The 23,588-nt window shown below is 60.6% G+C and carries 23 protein-coding genes; 12 read left to right on the forward strand and 11 right to left on the reverse strand.

The window, feature by feature from the left end:
• Positions 1–836 precede the first annotated feature (836 nt).
• Positions 837–1,559, forward strand: a complete 723-nt coding sequence (locus ACQKP2_RS22790; protein WP_427579651.1) for a response regulator — start codon at positions 837–839, stop codon at positions 1,557–1,559.
• Entirely contained in the window at positions 1,556–3,166 is a 1,611-nt protein-coding gene (locus ACQKP2_RS22795) for an ATP-binding protein (protein ID WP_427579653.1), read from the forward strand. The genes ACQKP2_RS22790 and ACQKP2_RS22795 overlap by 4 nt, the downstream gene beginning before the upstream one ends.
• A 116-nt stretch (positions 3,167–3,282) precedes the next feature.
• Here the strand turns inward: ACQKP2_RS22795 and ACQKP2_RS22800 are convergent, their stop codons facing one another.
• Positions 3,283–4,008, reverse strand: coding sequence for a 4'-phosphopantetheinyl transferase family protein (locus ACQKP2_RS22800; RefSeq protein WP_427579703.1), 726 nt, complete (start codon positions 4,006–4,008; stop codon positions 3,283–3,285).
• A 182-nt stretch (positions 4,009–4,190) separates the two neighbouring features.
• Between ACQKP2_RS22800 and ACQKP2_RS22805 the strand changes: the two genes are divergently transcribed.
• The 3 genes from ACQKP2_RS22805 (at position 4,191) to ACQKP2_RS22815 (ending at position 6,722) form a co-directional block, all read left to right on the forward strand.
• On the forward strand, positions 4,191–4,583 hold the full coding sequence (locus tag ACQKP2_RS22805) for a hypothetical protein (protein ID WP_427579655.1): 393 nt from the start codon (positions 4,191–4,193) through the stop codon (positions 4,581–4,583).
• A 118-nt stretch (positions 4,584–4,701) separates the two neighbouring features.
• Positions 4,702–5,379 carry a response regulator gene (locus tag ACQKP2_RS22810; RefSeq protein WP_427579656.1) on the forward strand — a complete coding sequence of 226 codons (678 nt, stop codon included), beginning with the start codon at positions 4,702–4,704 and terminating at the stop codon, positions 5,377–5,379.
• Positions 5,376–6,722, forward strand: coding sequence for an ATP-binding protein (locus tag ACQKP2_RS22815; RefSeq protein WP_427579658.1), 1,347 nt, complete (start codon positions 5,376–5,378; stop codon positions 6,720–6,722). Before ACQKP2_RS22810 ends, ACQKP2_RS22815 begins: the two co-directional genes overlap by 4 nt.
• Before the next feature lie 91 nt (positions 6,723–6,813).
• Here the strand turns inward: ACQKP2_RS22815 and ACQKP2_RS22820 are convergent, their stop codons facing one another.
• Entirely contained in the window at positions 6,814–7,815 is a 1,002-nt protein-coding gene (locus ACQKP2_RS22820) for an AraC family transcriptional regulator (RefSeq protein ID WP_427579660.1), read from the reverse strand.
• A 338-nt stretch (positions 7,816–8,153) separates the two neighbouring features.
• On the opposite strand from ACQKP2_RS22820, the gene ACQKP2_RS22825 reads away from it, so the two are divergent.
• Together ACQKP2_RS22825 and ACQKP2_RS22830 are read left to right on the forward strand one after the other, a co-directional pair.
• Positions 8,154–9,488, forward strand: coding sequence for a dicarboxylate/amino acid:cation symporter (locus tag ACQKP2_RS22825; protein ID WP_427579662.1), 1,335 nt, complete (start codon positions 8,154–8,156; stop codon positions 9,486–9,488).
• 145 nt (positions 9,489–9,633) lie between these two features.
• Positions 9,634–10,815, forward strand: a complete 1,182-nt coding sequence (locus ACQKP2_RS22830) for a CaiB/BaiF CoA transferase family protein (protein WP_427579664.1) — start codon at positions 9,634–9,636, stop codon at positions 10,813–10,815.
• A 113-nt stretch (positions 10,816–10,928) separates the two neighbouring features.
• Here ACQKP2_RS22830 and ACQKP2_RS22835 read toward each other — a convergent pair whose 3' ends face one another.
• Entirely contained in the window at positions 10,929–11,423 is a 495-nt protein-coding gene (locus tag ACQKP2_RS22835) for a SprT family zinc-dependent metalloprotease (protein ID WP_427579665.1), read from the reverse strand.
• A gap of 157 nt (positions 11,424–11,580) precedes the next feature.
• On the reverse strand, positions 11,581–12,183 hold the full coding sequence (locus ACQKP2_RS22840) for a Yip1 family protein (RefSeq protein ID WP_427579666.1): 603 nt from the start codon (positions 12,181–12,183) through the stop codon (positions 11,581–11,583).
• Between the two features lie 305 nt (positions 12,184–12,488).
• Here ACQKP2_RS22840 and ttcA point away from each other — a divergent pair, with 305 nt between their 5' ends.
• The gene (gene ttcA, locus ACQKP2_RS22845; RefSeq protein ID WP_427579668.1) at positions 12,489–13,313 is read left to right on the forward strand and encodes a tRNA 2-thiocytidine(32) synthetase TtcA; all 825 of its coding nucleotides are present in this window, start codon (positions 12,489–12,491) and stop codon (positions 13,311–13,313) included.
• 134 nt (positions 13,314–13,447) lie between these two features.
• Complete coding sequence (locus ACQKP2_RS22850; protein ID WP_427579669.1) at positions 13,448–14,122, forward strand: DNA-3-methyladenine glycosylase I; 675 nt, start codon at positions 13,448–13,450, stop codon at positions 14,120–14,122.
• A 112-nt stretch (positions 14,123–14,234) separates the two neighbouring features.
• Here ACQKP2_RS22850 and ACQKP2_RS22855 read toward each other — a convergent pair whose 3' ends face one another.
• From ACQKP2_RS22855 to arsC, 3 genes are read right to left on the reverse strand one after another with little or no spacing between them, the layout of a single operon-like run.
• Entirely contained in the window at positions 14,235–14,660 is a 426-nt protein-coding gene (locus ACQKP2_RS22855; RefSeq protein ID WP_427579671.1) for a DUF2069 domain-containing protein, read from the reverse strand.
• A 2-nt stretch (positions 14,661–14,662) separates the two neighbouring features.
• Positions 14,663–15,259 carry an NAD(P)H:quinone oxidoreductase gene (wrbA, locus tag ACQKP2_RS22860; protein ID WP_427579673.1) on the reverse strand — a complete coding sequence of 199 codons (597 nt, stop codon included), beginning with the start codon at positions 15,257–15,259 and terminating at the stop codon, positions 14,663–14,665.
• A complete protein-coding gene (gene arsC, locus ACQKP2_RS22865) occupies positions 15,256–15,609 on the reverse strand; it encodes an arsenate reductase (glutaredoxin) (protein ID WP_427579675.1) in 354 nt (117 codons plus the stop codon). The genes wrbA and arsC overlap by 4 nt, the downstream gene beginning before the upstream one ends.
• Positions 15,610–15,723: 114 nt before the next feature.
• Between arsC and ACQKP2_RS22870 the strand changes: the two genes are divergently transcribed.
• Positions 15,724–16,191, forward strand: coding sequence for a TlpA disulfide reductase family protein (locus ACQKP2_RS22870; protein WP_427579677.1), 468 nt, complete (start codon positions 15,724–15,726; stop codon positions 16,189–16,191).
• Positions 16,192–16,269: 78 nt separating this feature from the next.
• Here the strand turns inward: ACQKP2_RS22870 and ACQKP2_RS22875 are convergent, their stop codons facing one another.
• The 4 genes from ACQKP2_RS22875 to ACQKP2_RS22890 all read right to left on the reverse strand — a co-directional run bounded on the left by ACQKP2_RS22875 (position 16,270) and on the right by ACQKP2_RS22890 (position 21,103).
• A complete protein-coding gene (locus ACQKP2_RS22875) occupies positions 16,270–16,674 on the reverse strand; it encodes an META domain-containing protein (RefSeq protein ID WP_427579679.1) in 405 nt (134 codons plus the stop codon).
• A complete protein-coding gene (locus ACQKP2_RS22880) occupies positions 16,674–17,108 on the reverse strand; it encodes a hypothetical protein (RefSeq protein WP_427579681.1) in 435 nt (144 codons plus the stop codon). The genes ACQKP2_RS22875 and ACQKP2_RS22880 overlap by 1 nt, the downstream gene beginning before the upstream one ends.
• A 91-nt stretch (positions 17,109–17,199) precedes the next feature.
• The gene (locus ACQKP2_RS22885) at positions 17,200–18,189 is read right to left on the reverse strand and encodes a 2-hydroxyacid dehydrogenase (RefSeq protein ID WP_427579683.1); all 990 of its coding nucleotides are present in this window, start codon (positions 18,187–18,189) and stop codon (positions 17,200–17,202) included.
• 160 nt (positions 18,190–18,349) lie between these two features.
• The gene (locus tag ACQKP2_RS22890) at positions 18,350–21,103 is read right to left on the reverse strand and encodes a response regulator (RefSeq protein WP_427579685.1); all 2,754 of its coding nucleotides are present in this window, start codon (positions 21,101–21,103) and stop codon (positions 18,350–18,352) included.
• Between the two features lie 214 nt (positions 21,104–21,317).
• Here ACQKP2_RS22890 and ACQKP2_RS22895 point away from each other — a divergent pair, with 214 nt between their 5' ends.
• Positions 21,318–22,037 carry a response regulator transcription factor gene (locus ACQKP2_RS22895; RefSeq protein ID WP_427579687.1) on the forward strand — a complete coding sequence of 240 codons (720 nt, stop codon included), beginning with the start codon at positions 21,318–21,320 and terminating at the stop codon, positions 22,035–22,037.
• Positions 22,027–23,403 (forward strand): histidine kinase sensor domain-containing protein, encoded by a 1,377-nt coding sequence (locus ACQKP2_RS22900; RefSeq protein WP_427579689.1) that lies wholly within the window; start codon positions 22,027–22,029, stop codon positions 23,401–23,403. Before ACQKP2_RS22895 ends, ACQKP2_RS22900 begins: the two co-directional genes overlap by 11 nt.
• Positions 23,404–23,588: the final 185 nt, after the last annotated feature.

Genomic DNA, 23,588 nt, shown 5'->3' on the forward strand with positions numbered 1-23,588 from the left:
GCTGAATGCGATTTGCAGGTTCGTGCAACTTTGTTCGCAAACACTCTGTTAAGCTTCGCCATCCTCATTTTCTGTACTGCCAGTGAGCCTTCGGGGTTTGCATGGGTGTCTCCACGTTCTCTATGTTTGTTTGGGCACCGTCACGGTGCCCACCGTTCCGTCCTGAAGCACTACAACCGGCCAATGCCGGGCATAACAACTTCGGGACAGTAGGAAGGGTGCTATTGGGCGCCGCTTCCATGCCGAAGTCTTTGGTCTCGTGCCGAGAGGGCCCGGGACCTGGGTCCATTCAGGTGACAGTCGCGACTGCAACACCCGTACCGTTTTCACCGCTTTGGGCCGAAATACAGTAGCCATCCGCGCGCGCGGTTTGGTCTTTTGAAATTACGTTTGGTTCAACCGGACAGTGGCAAGAAAAGCGCTTGAAATTGGTGTCCGGTTTGTGTTTGGTTTTTTGCGCAAACCCCTACATCTAGGGTTTTTTCGGCGCTGGGCTACAAGATAATGCGTTTCAGGGGGGGATTGCAACGTACTGCCTGTGGATAAACCTGTGCGTAAATTGTGTGTGAAAGAGCGAATCGGCGTGTAGGCCGCAATGCTGCTGGACCGGGTCTTTTTTCATCATTTTTCAACGATTGAAATCGGTCCGGCGGATTTTTAAGGGCGCGAACCCTATCACAAAAAAACCTCATGTCCGAACGCATTTACCGGCTTGTGTTCCGGGCTGGCGGCGTTTATACAATCGACCGGTATGTATGCAATTTATCCTCCCGAAACATTACAAAAAGACGGGCGGATCCTTCCTTATAAGTGTTGATGGCAAGCAGAGGTCACCCGTGGAGCAAGAAGCCTGGCAGGTATTGATTGTCGAAGACGACCAGCGTCTGGCCGAACTGACACGCGAGTACCTGCAAGCCAATGGCTTGCGTGTGTCGATCGAGGGCGATGGCGCCCTTGCCGCGGCCCGTATCATCAAGGAACAACCGGACCTGGTGATCCTCGATCTGATGCTCCCGGGCGAAGACGGACTGAGCATTTGCCGCAAGGTGCGTGATCGGTATGACGGCCCGATCCTGATGCTCACCGCACGCAGCGACGACACCGATCAGATTCTGGGGCTGGACCTGGGCGCCGATGACTACGTCTGCAAACCCGTGCGTCCGCGTTTGCTGCTGGCGCGTATCCAGGCGCTGCTGCGACGTAGCGAGGCCCCGGAGGCGGCCCCGGAAAAGCAGCGGCGGCTGCAGTTCGGTCCACTGGTGGTGGACAATGCATTGCGTGAGGCCTGGCTGCACGACAACGGTATTGAGTTGACCAGCGCCGAATTCGATTTGCTCTGGCTGTTGGTGGCCAACGCCGGCCGCATCCTGTCCCGCGAGGAGATCTTCACCGCCTTGCGCGGCATCGGCTATGACGGCCAGGACCGTTCCATCGACGTGCGCATCTCGCGCATTCGTCCAAAAATCGGCGATGACCCCGATCATCCGCGGATGATCAAGACAGTGCGCAGCAAAGGCTATCTGTTCGTTCCCGAGGCTTGCGTAGACTCGTCCCTGTGAACTCGATCTTCCTGCGCATTTATGGCGGCATGTGTGCCGCGTTGATTCTCGTGGCGGTGCTCGGCGTACTGGCGTTGCACATGCTCAATCAAGTGCGCAGCGAGCAATACCGCGAGCGCCTGGCCCACGGCACGTTTTCGCTGATGGCCGACAACCTGCAGACGATGAATGAAACCGAGCGCCGCCGGACGTTGCTGGTGTGGGAGCGACTGCTGGGCATTCCGCTGGCGCTCAAGACCTTCAACCAGACAGACCTCGATATCACCCAACGCACTCGCGTGCTGCACGGTCAGGCACTGGTGGAGCAGACCGGTCCGCACGCGGCCAGGGTTTATCGCCTGGTCAGCGACAAGGAGCAGCTCGTACTGACGGGGGACGTGCAGCAGATCAGCGAGCAATTGGCCCGGGCGACGATTTACCTGTTGGCGGACGAGCTGGTGCGTTACCCGGTGGGCGAGCAGCCTGTGCGCCTGGCGCAACTGAAACAGGACAAGGGCTTTGGTTTCGACCTGCGCCTGGTCACGGTGGAAGACGCCGACATGGACGAAGACCAGAGTCGCCGGGTATCGGAAGGTGACACGGTGATGGCACTGGGCAAGGAGGGCGATTCGATCCGGGTGTTCGCCGGTATGGTCGGCACGCCGTGGGTACTGGAAATCGGCCCGTTGTATCAGATGAACCCGTATCCGCCGCAGTGGCTGGTACTGATCGCGGCGCTGGGCCTGACCCTGATCGGCCTGATCGTCTATCTGCTGGTGCGGCAACTGGAGCGCCGCTTGCGCGGTCTCGAAGCGGCGGCCACGCGCATCGCCAAGGGCAGCCTGGAAACCCGTGTGCCGGCACGCGGTGCGGACTCGGTGGGGCGGCTGGCCTCGGCATTCAATGGCATGGCCGAGCACCTGCAACAACTGTTGGCGATCCAGCGTGAACTGGTGCGTGCCGTGTCCCACGAATTGCGCACACCGGTGGCGCGCCTGCGGTTTGGCCTGGAAATGATCGGTTCGGCGACCACGCCGCAAGCGTTGGAAAAATACTGTGAAGGCATGGATCACGATATCGAGGATCTGGATCGGCTCGTTGACGAGATGCTGACCTATGCACGTCTGGAGCAGGGTTCTCCGGCGCTGAATTTCCAGCGCATCGATCTGGATGCGCTGGTCAATCAGGTGATCGAAGAGCTGGCGCCCTTGCGTGTCGATGTCACCGTGCAGCGTGGTTTGTGCCTGTCCGCCGCCGATTGCGACGATGCCTGGGTCGAGGCTGAACCGCGTTACTTGCATCGGGCCCTGCAAAACCTTGTCAGCAATGCCATGCGCCATGCGCAATCGCGTGTGACCATCAGCTATCAGGTGGGGCAACAGCGCTGTCGGGTGGATGTCGAAGACGATGGCCCGGGCGTACCGGAAATGGCCTGGGAGAAAATCTTCACCCCGTTCCTGCGCCTCGATGACAGCCGCACCCGCGCCTCAGGCGGGCATGGATTGGGCCTGTCCATTGTGCGGCGCATCATCCATTGGCATGACGGGCGGGCGTTGATCGGCAAGAGCAAGAGCCTGGGTGGGGCCTGTTTCAGTTTGAGCTGGCCGCGCAATCAGGAAAAACGCTGAGAGACCTGTCGTTTTTCAAAGGCTCATCGCGAGCAGGCTCGCTCCCACAATGGCGATGCGGACCCTAGGTGGGAGCGAGCCTGCTCGCGATGGCATTGCAAAGGACGCCGCCAATCTCAGGCCTTGATACTGACCAGGCTCAACAGGTGCCTATCCTTGAAGCCGAACTGTGCGTCAAGCTCGGTCCCGTTGCGCCATTCACCGGAAAGATCGGTCAACAGCCGCAGTCGTACCTCACCTGCTTCGGTCCACTCCAGCACCTCGGCATGTTCAAAATAAAAGCGCTGCCGGACGATCGGGTAAAGCGCCTTGAACAGGCTTTCTTTCACCGAAAAGGTCAGGGTCACCCACAGTGCCAGTTGATCGCGACTGGCAGCGGTCATGCGTTGCAGTTCCGCAGGAGTGAGGATTTCCCCGGCCAGGCGTTCGGCACGTTCGGTATCGAGCAGGTTTTCCATGTCCATGCCCAAACCGCGCCAATGGCTTTTATTGGCGACGATGGCGGCGGCCCGCCCCGTGCTGTGGGTGATGGAGCCGGTGATATGCGCCGGCCAGACAGGGGCCCGGTCCTCGCCGATGGCTGGGCTGAAATTCAAGCCTTCCAGTTGCTGCAACGCCGCCCGTGCGCAAATTCGTCCGGCGAGGAACTCTGCCTGGCGCTTGGCGACGGAGCGCTGGATGCTCGCTGGTGCCTCTATGGCACTGCGCTGGAAATCGTCCACGTGCAGTTGGGCCGCGTCGAAGCCTGTACTGACCAACACCGTGTCAGGCAGCGCAAAGGGCAGCGGCCAATGGGTCTGGAGGGGAGCGCAGCAGGCGGGCAGGGCAGGATTCACATTCATGCCGGGCATTTTGCCGGGTTGCCTTGCCAAAGGGTAGCGTCGCCGGATGCCTTGCCACTGATCGAAACGCTCGGGGCGAGTTGATTCAGCTCGGGTTCAGAGTGCGTTCAGGGGCAGTTCAGGGCCGAGTCCGTAATCTTGCGCCGTACCTGAATGGCAAATAGCGCAGAGGTAACTCCCCAATGACTGCATTGAAGAAACTGCTGCTGGCTTTCACCGTGATGGGCGTCAGTGCTGCGGCTTACGCTGACGACAACTTCACCAGTCCTGTTTTCCGGCCATCCAGCGACAAGCTGAAAAAGCCGGGCACGCAGGGCGCCCACCTCAACTACCCGAGCATCGATGGCGTGGTCGACAAGGGCAGCGCCTGGGGAGTGCGCCTGGAGAATCGCAACAGCAAGGACGGTTACTACGCCACTTACGACAATGTGTCGGGTTCGTACAATGGGATTAAACTGCATCAGGAAAATCTCCTGGGCAACTACGATCCGTTTTACCCGGTGGGTGGCAGTACCCGGTTATACGATGGCAGCAAACAGGGATCCCTTAACGTTTCTGCCAGCTACGCTTTGTAAAAGCGCAGGCCGAAGGAAGGCGCCGGATTGCCCCAGGAGGGTGGTCCGGCGTTGCCATGTCAGTCATTGAGGTGCGGGGTTGTACCTCTGGAGTTGTTGATTTTCCCGGGAGAGCGTCATGAAATTGCTGGTCGTCGAAGATGAAGCGCTGTTGCGCCATCACCTGCAAACCCGCCTGACGGAAAGCGGCCATGTGGTCGAGTCCGTGGCCAATGCCGAGGAGGCGTTGTACCAGACCGAGCAGTTCAACCATGACCTGGCGGTGATCGATCTCGGTCTGCCGGGCATGAGTGGCCTCGATCTGATTCGTCAGCTGCGCGCGCGGGGCAAGGCCTTTCCGATCCTGATCCTCACTGCGCGCGGTAACTGGCAGGACAAGGTCGAAGGCCTGGCCGCCGGGGCCGACGACTATGTGGTCAAACCCTTCCAGTTCGAAGAGCTCGACGCCCGGCTCAATGCCTTGTTGCGCCGTTCCAGCGGTTTCACCCAGTCGACCATTGTCGCCGGGCCGTTGGTGCTCGACCTCAATCGCAAGCAGGCTTGCCTCGAAGATCAGCCACTGGCGCTGACCGCCTATGAATACCGGATCCTTGAATACCTGATGCGCCATCACCAGCAAGTCGTGGCCAAGGACCGTCTGATGGAACAGTTGTACCCCGATGACGACGAGCGAGATCCGAACGTCATCGAAGTGCTGGTCGGTCGCCTGCGGCGCAAACTCGACGGGGCGGCCGGGTTCAAGCCGATCGATACCGTGCGTGGCCTGGGCTACCTGTTCAACGAGCGCTGTACTTGATCCGCTCCCTTCGACTGCGTTTGATGGTTGCCGCCACATTGCTGGCGGTGCTGTTCATGCTGGCCCTGTTGCCGGCGATGCAGGGCGCGTTCAGCCTGGCGCTGCAGGACTCCATCGAGCAGCGCCTGGCATCGGACGTGACGACGCTGATCTCCGCCGCGCGGGTGGAAAACAACCACCTGCAAATGCCGGCGCAATTGCCCGACGAGCGTTTCAACCTCACCGACAGCCGTTTGCTCGGCTATATCTATGACCGCGAAGGTCATCTGGTCTGGCGCTCCAGGGCCACCCAGGATGAGAACATCAATTACAAGCCGCGTTATGACGGGCTCGGTAACGAATTCGCCAGGATCAGCGCAGCCAATGGCCAGGAGTTCTTCGTCTATGACGTCGAGGTCAAGCTGTTGGGCGGCAAGAGCGCAGCGTTCAGTATTGTGGCGCTGCAACCGGTTCGCGAATACGAGCAGACACTGGAAGGGTTGCGGGAAAACCTGTACCTGGGCTTCGGTGCCGCGTTGTTGGTGTTGCTGGCGTTACTGTGGATCGGCTTGACTTGGGGCTTGCAGGCATTGCGCCGGCTCAGCCGGGAACTGGACGAAATCGAAAGCGGGGCCCTCGAAAGCCTCAGCGAACAGCACCCGCGCGAGCTGTTGCGCCTGACCGGTTCCCTGAACCGCTTGCTGCACAGCGAGCGAGAGCAGCGCAGTCGTTATCGTGACTCGCTCGATGATCTGGCGCACAGCCTGAAAACCCCGTTGGCGGTGTTGCAGGGTGTCAGCGAGGACATGGCGCAACGCCCCGAGGATCGCGATCAGGCCAGGGTGCTGCAAACCCAGATCGAACGCATGAGCCAGCAGATCAGCTATCAATTGCAACGTGCCAGCCTGCGCAAAAGTGGCCTGGTGCGCCACCAGGTGCGTCTGCAACCCGTGCTCAAGAGCCTGTGCGATACGCTGGACAAGGTTTATCGCGACAAGCGCGTGCGGGTGGCTCTGGATTTGCCCGACGAGTGTTATGTGCCCATCGAGCAGGGCGCCTTGCTGGAGATGATGGGCAACTTGCTGGAGAACGCCTATCGCCTGTGCCTGGGTGAAGTGCGCATCAGTGTGCGGCAGAACCAGGGCGGCATCGAGTTGTGCGTCGAGGATGACGGCCCCGGCGTCCCGCCCGACCAGCGTGCGCGAATCCTGCAGCGCGGCGAACGCCTGGACCGGCAACACCCGGGACAGGGCATCGGTTTGGCCGTGGTCAAGGACATCATCGAAAGCTACAGCGCCAAACTGACCCTGGGCGATTCACCCATGGGCGGTGCGGCGTTCCGGATTCAGTTTCCGGTGGTTTAGCGGCGTACTTGCGGACGCCATCGCGAGCAGGGCTCGCTCCCACAGGGGATCTTCTTTGTGGGAGCGAGCCCTGCTTGCGATGGGGCCACAGTCAATTTTCCTGGCTTCGATAAGCACCAGGGGTCAAACCAGTCCACTTCTTGAACGCCCGATGAAAGGCCGACGGCTCGGAAAAGCCCAACTGTTCGGCGATCTGCTGCAAGGGCAGATCGTTGCGACTCAGGTGATAAATCGCGATGTCGCGCCGCAGATGATCCTTCAACTCCTGAAAACTGGTGCCTTCTTCACGCAAATGCCGGCGCAAGGTCTGCGGACTGATATGCAGGTGTGCGGCCACGGCCTCCAGGTCAGGCCAGGGTGACGTGTCGCGACTGAGCAAACGCCGCAACTGGCTGCTCAAGCTATGGCCATCATCCGGACGCGACAGCAGATCGGCGGGCGATCGTTCGAGAAAGTGCTTGAGCGTGCGTTCATCCTGCAACAGCGGCATGTTCAGGTAGCGGCTGTGAAACAGCAGACTGCTCTGCGTTGCGGTGGAAAAGTCCAGGGCGCAGGAGAACAGCAAATCGTACTCGGCGCCGTGTTCCGGACGCGGGTAGCTAAATGTCGCCTGCTCCAGGCGAATGCGCTGACCGATCAGCCAACTGCCGAACCGGTGCCAGATCACCAACAGGCTTTCCGTAAGAAAATGATCAGGATCCCAGAGGCCGGCGTCGTCCAGGCTCAGGCGAATCATTTCGCCCTCCCGCGTCAGGGTCAGGCGCGGGGCGTCGGGGAATAGGCTATAAAACAATAAGCCGCGGTTGAGTGCCTTTTCCAGGTTGCGGCAATGGATGACGGCATGACACATCATCGCGAAGCTGCCCGGCTTGCTGCGACCTTGCCCGAAACCCAGGTATTCGTCGTCCAGTGCCAGCCACAGCGCCTGGATCAGTTGGGTGAACTGCTCCGGAGCGATGCGTGCCCGCGGCTCGTCGAGTAACTCGGGGCTGATTCCCAATTGCTGCAGCAGGTCCGAATGGTCGTAGCCGCGCCGTTGCCCGCCACGCAGTACCGCGCGGGCGAAATGACTGGCGATGGTGCGTTCGCGCATAACAGGCAAATCCCCTATGGAGCGACGGATGGTAGCTGCGGTTTGAACCGGTGAACAAGGCGGATATCCGCCAAATTGAAGGATGTGTTTTGGCGCAAGGGCGGAAATCCGCCACTGCGTTGTAGCTGTCGGATGACAATGAATGCCTCGCAAACCCTGATATCAAAAGGCTTGTAGGAAATTGTCGGAAGGTGGCACGGGCCTTGCGATACAACGGCCAGATGCCTGCCGTCGCGCAGCTCGAAAAAACAAATCCCTCCAGTACAGGAGGGTTCGCAATTGAGGTGTCGTGGACAACAGATGGATGTTGTCGCCGCGCGCTCTTGAGGAACTTTGCAATGACGACTCGTCAGCCACTGTACAAATCCCTGTATTTCCAGGTGATCGTTGCAATTGTCATCGGTATCTTGCTCGGTCACTACTATCCACAGCTCGGTGTGGCCGTAAAGCCGCTGGGTGACGGGTTCATCAAGCTGATCAAGATGATCATCGCCCCGATCATCTTCTGCACGGTCGTCAGCGGTATCGCCGGCATGCAGAACATGAAGTCGGTCGGCAAGACCGGCGGTTACGCACTGCTGTATTTCGAGATCGTTTCGACCATCGCGTTGCTGGTGGGCCTGGTCGTGGTCAACATCGTGCAGCCAGGCAATGGCATGCATATCGATGTCAGCACCCTGGATGCTTCCAAAATCGCCACCTATGTAGCGGCTGGTGCCGATCAGAGCGTCATCGGTTTCCTCCTCAACGTGATTCCGACCACCATCGTCGGCGCGTTCGCCACCGGCGACATCCTGCAAGTGCTGATGTTCTCGGTGATCTTCGGCTTTGCCCTGCATCGCCTGGGTGACTACGGCAAGCCGTTGCTGGACTTCATCGATCGCTTCGCCCACGTGATGTTCAACATCATCAACATGATCATGAAGCTCGCGCCCATCGGTGCCTTCGGCGCCATGGCCTTCACCATCGGTGCCTACGGTGTCGGCTCGCTGGTGCAACTGGGTCAACTGATGGTCTGCTTCTACATCACCTGCCTGCTGTTCATCCTGGTCGTGTTGGGCAGCATTGCCCGCCTGCATGGCTTCAGCGTGCTGAAGATGATCCGCTACATCCGCGAGGAATTGCTGATCGTACTGGGCACTTCGTCCTCGGAGTCGGTGCTGCCACGCATGCTGGTCAAGATGGAACGCCTGGGTGCGAAGAAATCCGTCGTGGGTCTGGTGATCCCGACCGGTTACTCGTTCAACCTCGACGGCACCGCGATCTACCTGACCATGGCGGCCGTGTTCATTGCCCAGGCTACCGACAGCCACATGGACATCACCCACCAGATCACCCTGCTGGTGGTGTTGCTGCTGTCCTCCAAAGGCGCTGCCGGTGTGACCGGCTCGGGCTTCATCGTACTGGCGGCCACCCTGTCCGCCGTTGGCCATCTGCCGGTTGCCGGCCTGGCGCTGATCCTCGGTATCGACCGCTTCATGTCCGAAGCCCGTGCCCTGACCAACCTGGTCGGCAACGCCGTGGCCACCGTGGTTGTGGCCAAGTGGGTCAAGGAGCTGGACACCGATGTGCTGCAGGCCGAGTTGGCCTCGGGCGGCCGCGGCATCGCCGACGAGCGTCAACAGGACGACCTGAGCGTTGCCGAAGCTCCGGCAGCGAACAGCGTCAAATAAGTCAGCTGCAACATGAAAAACCCGCTTCGGCGGGTTTTTTCATGCCTGCGATTTGAGCACAACGGTCAGCATGACTGGCACCTAAGGTGATTGCTCCCCGGCGTGCGCCTGCCTAGTCTGGTGCCATCACACAGGGGGAATACGCATGCAGGGTCCACTGGCATCACTCAAGGTTCTGGATTTCTCGACACTGTTGCCGGGGCCGTTCGCCTCGTTGTTGCTGGCGGACATGGGGGCCGAGGTGCTGCGCATCGAATCGCCGACGCGCATGGACTTGCTGCGCGTGCTGCCACCCCACGACCGGGGCGTGTCTGCCAGCCATGCCTATCTCAATCGCAACAAACGCAGCCTGGCCCTGGACCTCAAGAACCCTCAGGCGCTGGAAGTCGTCAGGCAATTGCTCACGGAGTACGACATCGTGCTGGAGCAGTTCCGTCCAGGCGTCATGGAGCGCCTGGGCCTGGGTTATGAAGCCCTGAAGGCCATCAACCCCGGGCTCATCTATGTGTCGATCACCGGTTACGGCCAGACCGGTCCCTACAAGGATCGAGCCGGCCATGACATCAATTACCTGGCGCTGGCCGGTCTTGCCAGCTATACCGGCCGCGTCGACAGCGGGCCGTTGCCTTTGGGCGCGCAAGTGGCGGATGTCGCCGGAGGCTCACTGCACGGTGTGATTGGCCTGCTGGCCGCCGTGATCGCCCGCCAGCAGACCGGGCGAGGGCAGTATCTGGATGTGAGCATGACCGACTGCGCGTTCAGCCTCAATGCCATGGCCGGTGCCGGGTATCTGGCCTGCGATGTCGAGCCGGCGCGTGAGGACCAGATGCTCAACGGTGGCAGCTTCTACGATTACTACCGCTCGCGGGACGGGCGCTGGTTATCGGTGGGCAGCCTGGAGCCCGACTTCATGAAACAGCTGTGCGTGGCGTTGGGATTGCAGGAATTGGCGAGCCTGGGGCTTTCGCCACAGCCGGCGCAGCAGAAAAAGCTAAAGGACGCACTGAGGGTCGAGTTCGAAAAGCATGACTTTGCGGACCTGTGCGCACTGTTTGCCGAACTGGATGCATGCGTCGAGCCGGTGCTGAGCCTGGGGGAAGCGGTGCAGCACCCGCAGTTGCAGGCCCGCGAACTGGTGGCGGCGGTACCCCGTGGCGATGGTACGACCCAGGCGCAGATTGCCTGCCCACTGAAGTTTTCAGAGGGATTGCCGGAGCCCCGGCACATTGGCGCGGCATTGGGGCAGCATTCGGATCAGGTGTTGGGGGAGTTGGGGTTCAGTGAGCAGCGGATCGAAGAGCTGCGGCGTGCCAAAGTGATTCTGTAGCGACTGTTCCGGCCTCATCGCGAGCAGGCTCGCTCCCACATTTGAAATGTATCGCGCCCCTTGTGGGAGCGAGCCTGCTCGCGATGGCAGCGTCACAAACACAGAAAATCCTGCTACTCGACCCGCATCTCCCCACTGAACACCAACGTATGGCGACAACGCCTGCACAAATAGCGCCGGCCCTGGCGCACCAGGCTGTGACGTTGGGCCGAAAACGGGAAATCGCTGTCGGCGCACGGGCATTTGTAGATATAGCGGGTCACGCTGCGACGTTTGACGTCGTAGGTGTGGCAGCGATGGGGCGGCAGTTCGTAAACGCCGCGCATGATCAATTGCCACTCTTCACCGTGCGGCTGGATACGGTCGCCAAACAGTTGATGAGCGATCAGATGGGCCACTTCGTGGGCCACGGTCTGCTTGAGGAAGTCTTCGGTGTTTTCCCGGTACAGCTGCGGGTTGAAGCGCAGCAGGTTCTCGTGCAGGTGCGCGACACCGGCTTTTTGCCCGCGTAGCTTGAGGCTCACGACGGGGCGCTTGAATGTTCGTTTGAAAAAGGATTCGGCCAGTTGGAAACAGTCTTCGACGCGGGATTCGAGTTGCTCGGGCATGCTTGATGGATCTCCAGAGGCGCCGAGTATGCCGCAACCCCCGAGCCTTGCGTACCGCTCAAGCGCCGAATGGTCGCAGCCGTTCCGGTTGCCCGGCATTAAAAGGCCGCCTTGCGGCGGCCTGTGTTGGCAGATCTGATTTTTTTAAGGTGTGTTGCTAATTGGTATAGACCGGCCCCACGCCGAGTCCCCAGACAATCACGGTAAAGGCCATGATGGCGACCAGCACCACCAGTCCAACGGCCAGCACCGAACTGGAAAACAGAAATCCCTCGTCAGATGGAATGTTCATGAAAGTCGGTAGCCCGACGTACAGCAGGTAGACGGTGTAGCAGATCGCCGCAGTGCCGACGATCATCCCCAGCCACAGGTGTGGATACAGCGCTGCCAGGCCTCCGACGAACAACGGTGTGGCAGTGTAGGTTGCGAACGCGATGCAGCGTGCCAGGCTTGGATTGGCGTCATAGGTGCGAGCCATCCAATGGATGAAGGCTCCCATGACGGCAACACCACCAAGCATCGCCAGATACGACATGATGGTCATCCATAGTGCGCTTTCGAAAGTCAGCATCACTGGCGCTCGATTGCCGATGACCCAACCGACCTGCGTGGTGCCGATAAAGGCCGACACAGCAGGGATCGCCGCCAGAATCAGCGTATGGGTCAGGTACATGTGGCTGATACTTTCCTCCTGGTCGCCACGGATTTCTTTCCATTCCTGGTCAGGGTGGGTGAAGAGCCCCACTACGTGATGGATCATGCCAGTCACTCCTCTTGTTTTTGCCGTCGCCCCCCAGTGGAGCGCCTACGTGCCAAGTCGGCCAAGTAAGTAATAGGTCTGAATTTGTATGCGACCTTAAGTCGCAGTATAGGAAGGACTTAACCGCACAAGGTGCAGGGTCTTAGAGCAAATTGCGCTGTAAAGCGGTTCGGTAATCGCACTTGTGTCTGTAGGAGCCGCCGGGAGTCCCTCCGGCGGGGGAGGCGATCCGTCAGGACTCTTCGCCACCGACGGGTTTTTGCGTAAAATGCCCGCCTTTCGTCACACCTCACGGATTTCGCTGCATGGGCACTCTCTCGGTCAACCAGAACAAACTGCAAAAGCGCCTTCGCCGACAGGCCGGTGAAGCGATTACCGATTTCAACATGATTGAAGACGGTGACAAGGTGATGGTCTGCCTGTCCGGTGGCAAGGACAGCTACACCATGCTCGATGTGCTGATGCATTTGCAGAAGGTCGCACCGATCAAGTTCGACATCGTCGCCGTGAACATGGACCAGAAGCAGCCGGGCTTTCCCGAGCACGTACTGCCGGCCTATCTCAAGGAGCTGGGCATCGAGTATCACATCGTCGAGAAAGACACCTACTCGGTGGTCAAGGAGCTTGTTCCGGAGGGGAAAACCACCTGCTCGCTCTGCTCGCGCCTGCGTCGCGGTACGCTCTACACCTTCGCCGATGAAATCGGTGCGACGAAAATGGCCCTGGGTCACCACCGCGACGATATCGTCGAGACGTTCTTCCTGAACATGTTCTTCAACGGCTCGCTCAAGGCCATGCCGCCGAAGCTGCGGGCCGACGATGGCCGTAACGTGGTCATCCGTCCGCTGGCCTACTGCAGTGAAAAAGACATCCAGGCCTACTCGGACCTCAAGCAATTCCCGATCATCCCGTGCAACCTCTGCGGGTCTCAGGAAAACCTGCAGCGTCAGGTGGTCAAGGAAATGCTGCAGGACTGGGAGCGCAAGACCCCGGGTCGTACCGAAAGCATTTTCCGCAGCCTGCAGAACGTGATCCCGTCGCAACTGGCGGACCGTAACCTGTTCGACTTCACCAGCCTGAAGATTGACGAAACCGCCGCTTCGCGCTTCGTCAACGTGGTCAACCTCTGATCACCTGTAGGAGCGAGCACGCTCGCGATGGACGTCAACGATAACGCTGGGTACCTGACACCCAGTGGCGCTCTCAAGTCCATCGCGAGCGTGCTCGCTCCTACAGGTTTCTGTCTCAAACCTCAGGAGAGGGCATGCGCGACTACAAGTGGCTGAACGAATTCTGCTTGAACCGTTTCGGTTCGGCGGCTGAACTGGAAGCCCATCTGCCGGTTCCCAGGACGGCAGCTCAACTGCGCGATGTCACCGACGATCGCTATCTCTCGACCATGGCGCTGCGCGTGTTCCGCGCGGGACTCAAGCACAGTCTGGTGGATGCCAAGTGGCCGGCCTTCGAAGAAGTGTTCTTCAAGTTCGATCCGGAAAAAGTCGTACTGATGAGCGCCGAACACCTGGAGCGCCTGATGCAGGACGCGCGCATCATTCGCCATTTGGGCAAACTCAAGAGCGTGCCGCGCAATGCGCAGTTCGTGCTGGACGTGGCCCATGAATATGGAAGCTTCGGTGCGATGCTCGCCGATTGGCCGGTCACCGATATCGTCGGGCTGTGGACTTTGCTGAAAAAGCGCGGCCATCAATTGGGCGGCCTGTCCGCCCCGCGTTTTCTGCGGATGGTCGGCAAGGACACCTTCGTGCCCAGTTACGATGTCGTGGCGGCGTTGAATGCACAGAACATCATCGACAAGGTGCCGAGCAGCCTGCGCGACCTGGCGTTGGTGCAGGACGTGTTCAACCAGTGGCATGAAGAAAGTGGCGGCCGGCCTATGAGCCAGATTTCGATGATGCTGGCGTACACCGTCAATCATTGAAACCGAGTCGCCAGCATCGTCGGATCGCCGCCCGGAGCAGGCTCGCTCCCACAAGGAATGTGTGAACAACCAAATCCCCTGTGGGAGCGAGCCTGCTCGCGATGGCTGACTTTCAGGCGACGGAGATCTCACCCTCGCCAGCCAGCTTGCGGTTCAACTGATGCCGCCAGCGCACAAACAACAGCGCCGAGCAGAATACCGCCAGGCTCGCGCCCATTTCCAGCAATCCGAACATCTGCCGATTCGGGTCATAGGCGGCCAATGCGCCCTTGATGAAATACAGGTTCACCACGAAGCACATCCAGGAATGTCCTCGCGGGCTGCCGACAATCATTCCCGGCGCCAGCAGCAACAGCGGCACCAGTTCGATCAGCAGAATCACCCAGGGCCGGGCGCCATGCAGATCGGCTACCAGCAAGTAGTAGATGCACAGCAACCCCGCCAGAGCGAAAAAACACAGCAGGCTGATAACGCGCATGGCCCGAACGCGAGGTTCGAGCCATTCGACGGCGGGCAGGATCTTCGGCTTCCTGGCCATCCTCAGCCCTCCAGTTTCTGCGCAGTCCTGGCCAGGCGCATGCCCAGCGCTCGACACAGGGCCACTTCATGGGCATCCAGACCGCTCTTGCCGTCGGCGCCGGCATGATGGCTGGCGCCGTAGGGCGTACCACCACCCTGTGTTTCCAACAGGGCCGATTCGCTGTACGGCAGCCCGGTGATCAGCATGCCGTGGTGCAGCAGTGGCAGCATCATCGACAACAGAGTGGTTTCCTGGCCACCGTGCAGGCTCGCGGTGGAGGTGAACACGCCGGCCGGTTTGCCTACCAGAGCACCGGTCAGCCAAAGGTTGCTGGTGCCGTCGAGGAAGTACTTGAGCGGTGCCGCCATGTTGCCGAAGCGGGTGGGACTGCCCAAGGCCAGTCCGGCACAGTTTTTCAGATCGTCGAGGCTGGCATAGAGCGCGCCTTCGTCCGGAATGTCCGGTGCCACGGCTTCGCATTCGGTGGAAATCGCCGGCACGGTGCGCAGCCGCGCTTCAAGGCCGGCCTGTTCCACGCCACGGGCGATCTGACGGGCCATTTCGTTGGTCGAGCCGCTGCGGCTGTAATACAGCACCAGAATGTACGGTGCACTCACGGCAGCAGCTCCAGGATTTGCTCGGGAGGACGGCCGATGACGGCCTTGTCGCCGACTTCGAGTATCGGGCGTTCCATGAGTTTGGGGTGGGCGGCGATGGCGGCGATCAACTGCGCCTCGCTCAGGCTGCTGTCGGCCAGGTTGAGCGTTTTGTATTCGTCCTCGCCGGTGCGCAGCAGTTGCCGGGCGCTGATGCCCAACTTGGCCAGCAGGCTCTGGATTTGCGCGGCGTCCAGCGGGGTTTCCAGGTAACGAACCACGGTCGGGGTCAGGCCACGGGTTTCGAGCAGTTCGAGCGCTCCGCGGGATTTCGAGCAGCGCGGGTTGTGATAAAGCGTCAGATCGGTCATGAGCGGGTCGCATCTTGCGTAAGGTGGCAGCTATTCTAACTGTGCAGCGCGCAATCCAGAACCTTGGGAGGCGATGGGTCGCAGGCGCATTCAATTTTTGACAAGGAACACGATATGACAAGGCGACTGGCAGCGGCATTGGCGATCATCGGAGCTTTGATGCTGGGGGGCTGCGGTAACGACTACGGGATCGACCAGAACGGGCAGAAGGTCGCCTCCGAACGTCTGGACAAACAGTGGCTGGTACTCAACTACTGGGCCGAATGGTGCGGTCCGTGCCGAACCGAAATCCCTGAGCTCAATCATCTGGCCGAGCAACTCAAGGATAGGAAAATCGGCGTATTCGGGGTTAACTTCGACAGTGTGCAGGGCGAAGAGCTGAAAAGTGCCAGCGAAAAACTCGGGATCAAGTTCACCGTGCTGGCGCAGGATCCTGCCGAGGTGTTCGAGTTGCCACGCAGCGAGGCCTTGCCGGTGACCTACATCATCGATAACAAGGGCAAGGTGCGCGAACAGTTGATGGGGGAGCAGACAGCGGCGGGGGTGATGGCCAAGCTTGAAGCGTTGCAGGCTAAAAACTGAATGTAGGAGCACGGCTTGCCGGCGATAGCGGTCTCAAGGATGTCATCGCCGGCAAGCCGTGCTCCTACAGTTCAAGCATCAACCCTCTTCGAGCCACCAGCGCAGCGGCTTGCCTTCGGCTGGCCAGAAGCGCATCTGGTCGATCTCCGAGACGTCCCAGCGTTGCACGTTTTCCAAGGCCTGAAGGAAGCGTTTTTCCTGCTCCATCAATGCCGGTGCGCAGAGCTTGCGGGTGCTGCCGATCTTGCCGAAGCTCAACTTGCTGCCTTCGAGCGTATAGGGCGCGAACCAGTGGTTGCAGCCTCCATTGCCGTAGGCACGACCATCTTCGCCGAGCGTGATGGTCAAGTGGCTGTAATCCATCAAGGGCCGTTCGCCTATCCATTCCAGGATATAGCTGCGGTTTTGTTGCAGTTGCACCGGCTCGGCGGCGCAGCCCATCAGGCTGGCACCGACCAGACCGGTCAAGGCAAGGCGATTCATCACGCAGGCTCCTGGCATTTCGGGCACAGGTGCTTCTCGCCCACGGTGGTCCAGCCCAGCTCGGCAATCCGCGCAGTAGCGGCAGGCTTTTCAGCCTTGTTGCCCAGTTTGGCGTCGACCGCGAATTCAAAGCTCAGCTCTTTGGCGCAGCTGTCGCAATTGACTTGCCAGGTGTGGATCGCCAACTCACCGAATACCGGACCACTGGCCACTGCGACCCATTGGCCGGGCGGGTTGATCAGGTGGCGAACCGTTTCGACGGTCAGGCGCATGGACAAATCCCTGGCGCCCTTGAGGGTCACGATCAGCACGTCATTACTACGAATCGAACCGCCGTTGCCGGTGACTTGATAACGTCCCGGCACCAGGGCGCGGCATTCGGTGAGGGTGTGTTGCGGGTTCATCAGGCTGTAGCGGAAATCGTGTTCGACCATGGGTCCTCCAAATATGCGCGACATGCTAGCACGGGCGTAAGCACAGCATGGCGCGGGCATATGACCTTCGATCAGGTGGGAGGCGGGCCGATCATCCCTCGACCCGATTCTGCATGGCACCGGCCGCCCATGCCGCGATGTTCTGCAAGGTGGTCGCGGCAATGGCGCCCAGGGCTTCGCGGGTCAGGAACGCCTGGTGCGCCGTGATGATGACATTGGGAAAGGTCAACAGCCGCGCCAGGACATCATCCTGCAAGGGCAGGTCGGAGCGGTCTTCGAAGAAGAGCTGCGCTTCTTCTTCATAGACATCCAGCCCCAGATAGCCCAGTTGACCGTCCTTGAGGGCATCGATGAGTGCCGGGGTGTCCACCAGGCCGCCACGACCGGTGTTGATCAGCATGGCACCCGGTTGCATGTGCGCCAGTGATTCACGGTTGATCAGGTGTTTGCTCTGCTCGTTGAGCGGGCAGTGAAGGCTGATGATCTGCGATTCGGCCAAAAGTTGCGGCAGGCTCAGGTAGCGGGCGCCCAGCGCTTCGACCTGCGGGTTGGGGTAAGGATCGCAGGCCAGTAGCCGGCAGCCGAAGCCGTTCATGATGGTGGCGAAGGTCGCGCCGATCTGCCCGGTGCCGACCACGCCGACTGTCTTGCCCACCAGATCGAATCCGGTCAGGCCATGCAGGCTGAAATCGCCTTCGCGGGTACGGTTGTAGGCGCGGTGCAAACGACGATTGAGCGCCAGGATCAACGCCACCGCATGCTCGGCCACGGCATGGGGCGAATAGGCCGGGACGCGGGCGATCGCCAACCCCAGGCGTTTCGCTGCCGCCAGGTCGACATGGTTGTAGCCGGCCGAGCGCAGGGCGATCAGGCGTGTGCCGCCGGCGGCCAGGCGCTCCAGTACCGGAGCACCGAGATCATCGTTGATGAAGGCGCAGACCACCTCGTGATGCTCGGCCAACGCCACTGTGTCCAGGCTCAACCGCGCCGCCTGAAAGTGCAGCTCGATGCCGGCCGGCAGGTCGGCGGCCAGAAAGCTGTCGCGGTCGTAGGTCTGGCTGCTGAAAAGAATCGTGCGCATAAACCTCCCTGAACTGATCTGAATGTAGGAGCGAGCAAGCTCGCGATGGTCGTTAACGATAACGCGTGGAGCCTGAATGCCCACGGTGTCTGTGCCACCATCGCGAGCGTGCTCGCTCCTACATTATTGGCGGGTGTTGCGGCCTGTCCCTTGCGTTGAATCAAGCATTGATACGCGCCTGGGCGGCCAGGCGATTGATTGCACGGTCAAGTTCATCGAGTGCGCCGTAGGCTCGCGGGTCTTGCTGCTTGAGCAGGGTCTCGCTGCGCTGGCACGCCGCGCGCAACTGCGGAACGCCACAATAGCGCGTGGCTCCATGCAGGCGGTGAACCCGTTCGATCAGGGCCTTGTGGTCGCGATTTTCGTGAGCCTGTCGAATCGCTTCGCGGTCGGCTTCCAGCGATGCCAGGAGCATCGCCAGCATGTCGGCGGCCAGGTCGGCCTTGCCGGCCGCCAGGCGCAACCCTTCTTCGTGATCCAGCACCTGCAACTCATAGGCGCCACCCTGGCTGTCGCCGGATCGCTCCGAACTCTGGTTGCGCAGCGCCAGGCCGCTCCATTTCAACACCACTTGCGCCAGTTGCCGCTCGCTGATCGGCTTGGTCAGGTAGTCGTCCATGCCGCTTTGCAGCAACGCACGTTTTTCGTTGGCCATGGCGTGGGCAGTAAGGGCGACGATGGGCAGTGGCGTGCAATGCCGCTCGCTTTCCCACTGGCGGATCGCTTCGGTGCTCTGGCGCCCGTCCATGCCGGGCATCTGCACGTCCATCAGCACCAGGTCGAAGGTCTCGTTCTGTACGGCCTTGACGGCGGCATATCCACTTTCCACCGCAAGCACCTTGGCGCCCATGTCCTCGAGCAGGGTTTGCACCAACAGCAGGTTGGCCGGGTTGTCGTCGACACACAGCACTTTTGGTGCCCGGCTGGACACCGGTTCACCGGGCTCGCTGCGGGGAGGGCGCGGATTGACCAGGTCGGACAGCGCACGCCGCAGCTTGCGGGTGCAGGCCGGTTTGGCCTGGAGTTGACTGTGGGGGTTGGGTACCGAGAGGTGGAACAGCGTCTGTTCGGTGGTGGGGCAAAGCACCAGCACTTTGCAGCCCAAGTGTTCAAGGTCCCAGATGTGTTGGTTGAGACGCTCCGGGGGCATGTCGTTACTGGTCACGCCCAGTACCGCCAGATCGATGGCCTGCTCGGTCTGGTGGGCACCAGTCACGCCATTGGTCAGGCTTTCCAGGGTGTTGAACGGGGTGACGGCCAGGCCGCAGTCTTCCAGTTGATGCTGCAGCGCCTGACGCGCCAGATCGTGGTTTTCCAGGACGGCCACGCGCCGACCCGATAGCGGCGGGGCGGGCAGGTCTTCGGCATCGTCGCGGGTTTTGGGCAGGCTCAGGCTGATCCAGAACTCCGACCCTTCGCCCGGTGTGCTGTCGACGCCGATCTCGCCGCCCATCTGTTCAATCAGTCGCTTGGAGATCACCAGCCCCAGGCCGGTGCCGCCGGGTTGCCGGGACAGCGAATTGTCCGCCTGGCTGAACGCCTGGAACAGCGCGCGTACGTCCTGGTTCGACAAGCCGATGCCGGTGTCTTGAATGCTGATGCGCAATTGCACGCTGTCGTCGTGCTCTTCTTCGAGCATGGCGCGGGCAACGATGGTGCCTTCGCGAGTGAACTTGATGGCGTTGCTGACAAGGTTGGTGAGGATCTGTTTGAGTCGCAACGGGTCGCCCACCAGCGACAGAGGGGTGTCTCGGTAAACCAGGCTCACCAGTTCCAGCTGCTTGGCGTGGGCGGCGGGGGCGAGGATGGTCAGGGTGTCCTGCAACAGGTCGCGCAGGTTGAACGGGATATGGTCGAGCACCAGTTTGCCGGCTTCGATCTTCGAGAAGTCGAGGATCTCGTTGATGATCCCCAGCAGGCTGTCGGCGGATTTTTCGATGGTGCCCAGGTAGTCGAGCTGGCGCGGGGTCAGCTCGCTTTTCTGCAGCAGGTGGGTGAAACCGAGAATGCCGTTGAGCGGCGTGCGGATTTCGTGGCTCATGTTGGCCAGGAACTCGGATTTGATCCGGCTCGCCTCCAGGGCTTCCTTGCGCGCCAGGTCGAGCTCGATGTTCTGGATCTCGATGGTTTCCAGGTTCTGGCGCACATCCTCGGTGGCCTGGTCGATGCTTTGCTGCAATTCTTCCTGGGCATTCTGCAGGGTGCCGGCCATGCGGTTGATACCGGACGCCAGTTCGTCCAGCTCCTGGCTGCCGAGCGGTGGCAGGCGGGTTTCCAGGTGACCATCCTTGAGCTGGGCCACGGCCTGCTTGATCTGGCTCAGCGGCCGGTTGATCGTGCGGCCCATGCGCAATGCCAGCAGCGCCGCGCCGAACAGCCCTGCGATGATCATCATCAGGCTGGCGAACAGGCTGCGGTAACCGCGCAGCAGCATGCCGTTGTGCGACAGTTCCAGTTCAACCCAGCCAAGCAGGCGTTCGGACTCATCGGGAATGACGTCACCGGCCAGGTTGCGGTGCTTGCCGAACACGGGCAGCAAATAGCGTGTCGCATCGTTGCCACTGCGTCGCAGCATTTGCGAGCTGTCGCCCAAAGGTGCCTGATTGAGCATGGTCGGCCCGGCATGGGCCAGTGGCGTACGGTCCGGTGCGAGAAAGGTCACGGCGCGTACGTCCGGTTGTTCCAGCGACTCGGTGGCAATCCTTTCCAGAAGATCGGTGTTCTTGTGGCCCATGGCCGGTGCCACCAACGGTGCCAGTTGCTCGGCGATCATTTCGCCGCGCTGCATGAGTTGGGATTGCAGGTCCGATTGCTGCATCCAGGTAAAGTAGCCGCCCAGGACCAACGCCATCAGGCTGGTCGGCAACAAGGTCAGCAACAGCACGCGGCCTTTGATTCCCAGTTTCTTGAGCACGCATCTCTCCTGCATCCAGCCATCTATGGATCCGCACCCGCTGCGGCATGCACCACCTGCGCAGTGTAGCGATTTGCATGCAGGCAATCTTCGCAAAATTGATGTCGTCGTTCGTCGGTCATTGCCGTTCTTTATGGGGCGGGAAAGTCACTTGGGTTGCCCTGCGCGGTGCAATCTTGAATAATCGACAACTGAGAATTATTTGCAGATACTCATGACTCCCATCGCCGTTGATCAGCCCCGCATCCTCTCCATTGAAGACGACCTGGTACTTGGAGCCTATGTTCACGAACATCTGGGCCGCAGCGGCTTCGAGGTGACCTGGTGCCAGAATGGCCAGGAAGGCCTCGATGCTGCCCGCGAACAGGCCTTCGATGTGGTGCTGATGGACATTCTGTTACCTGGCCTGGACGGACTGTCGGTGCTGACGCAGTTGCGTCAGAGTCATTCCACTCCGGTGCTGTTGATGTCGGCACTGGGCGCCGAGGCCGATCGCATCAGCGGTTTTCGCCTCGGGGCCGATGATTACCTGCCCAAGCCGTTCAGCATGGTCGAGTTGCGAGTACGCATCGAAGCCATCCTGCGCCGGGTTGCACTGGATCGCCGACCCGCACCGGCAGCCATTGTCCCGGTGGCGGACAGCCTGCGTTTCGACGAACAACTGTTCGACGTCTTCTACGGCGCTCAGGCGGCTGGCTTGACCCGCAGTGAGTACCGGCTGCTGGAAACCCTGAACCGCAATGACGAGGAAGTGCTGAGCAAAGCCTTCCTATATCAACATGTGTTGCAGCGTGGCTACGCCGCCCATGACCGCAGCCTGGACATGCACATCAGCCAGATCCGCCGAAAACTCAAGAACATCGGTTACACCGAACGCGAAATACGCACCGTCTGGGGCAAGGGCTACATCCTGAGTGCCGGCGATGAAATGTAAGGTGCCCGGGCGACATTCGCTGTTCTGGAAACTGGCCTGTTTGCTGGTGGCATTCTGTCTTTTGATGATCTGGCTGAGTTGGTCCTGGGGGCGCTACATGGAAGAGCGCAATCAGTTCCTTTCGGATGAGGCCCGCAGCACCCTGACACGCTATGCCGCTCAGGCCGAGCGGGCCTGGCAGCTGCACCAGCGCGAGGGCGTCGATACCTGGCTGCGGCACATGCATCGCCGGGAAAAGGGTTGGGTCGGAGTCATCGGCGCTGATTTGCAGTCCCTGAGCAGCCATCCATTGACGGACAAGGAAGTCGAGCGCCTGACGTTCCTGCGCAGTCCCGATTGGCCCATCCACAAAAAAAGCCTGCCCTGGATGCGGGTGCCGTTTCCTGGCAACCCGTCGGCCGGCAGCCTGGTCATCGAACTGCCGCCACGTTTTTTGCCGGGGCGCTATCAGGTGTTCTGGCGCGTGATTACCAATGGCGTCATTCCCGGGTTGTTCACCTTGCTGCTGTGTGTCGGGTTGTACCGCTTGCTGGTGGTGCCGCTCAATCACCTGCGCGAGCAGGCCAATGCCTGGCGTGCGGATCAGTTGCATGTACGGCTGTCGAGTCGCACCACCAACCGCTGCGATGAGCTGGGAGAGCTGGGCAGGGCGTTCGATCACATGTCTGAACGTCTGCAAACGACCGTGGCCTTGCAACAGCAATTGCTGCGCGACCTCTCCCATGAGCTGCGCACACCCTTGAGCCGGTTGCGGGTGGCCTGCGAAAGCGAGCAGGACCTGGAGCCATTGCGCGAGCGCATCGGCCGGGAGGTCGATGGCATGCAGCGGCTGGTGGAGGACACGCTGCAACTGGCCTGGCTGGATACCGAACGCACCCGTTTGCCCGATGAAGCGATCCAGGTCCAGGCCTTGTGGGAAATGCTCACGGAGAACGCCAGCTATGAAAGTTGCTGGCCGCAGGAACAGTTGCGGTGTTCGGTAGATGCGTCCTGCTGGGTGCGCGGCCACCTCAATACCCTGGCCCAGGCGCTGGAGAATATGCTGCGCAATGCGATCCGGCATTCACCCTCGGGCGGCATTGTCCATCTCGGCGCCCGACGCGATGGCAACTATTGGCACCTGTGGCTGGAAGATCAGGGCGGCGGGGTGGCGGAAGCCGATCTTGAACGGATTTTTCTGCCGTTCACCCGCCTCGACGGTTCACGCCCCGGGGATGGCGGCTTCGGTCTGGGCTTGAGCATTGCCAGAAATGCGGTACAGCGTCAGGGCGGCAAGCTTTGGGCGCAGAACACCGGCACCGGTTTGCGGATGAACATTCGGCTGCCGGCTGATGCAGAGCGGGCCAGTGACAGCGTTATCGCGTGACGTTGTGTCAGACGCCGATTGCATGGGCACTGCAACAGTCTGTGGGAGCGAGCCTGCTCGCGATGGCGTCCGCCCGTCCGATAAAAAGCCTTTATTCCCATTGGCCATAAGCACCGCACTTTGCGTGATATGGCCGGCGCGGGTTTGCCGGTATGATAGGCGCCCCCGCAGTCTGGATTGCGAAT

The sequence above is a fragment of the Pseudomonas sp. NPDC089569 genome (assembly GCF_050280625.1).
GTDB lineage: Bacteria > Pseudomonadota > Gammaproteobacteria > Pseudomonadales > Pseudomonadaceae > Aquipseudomonas.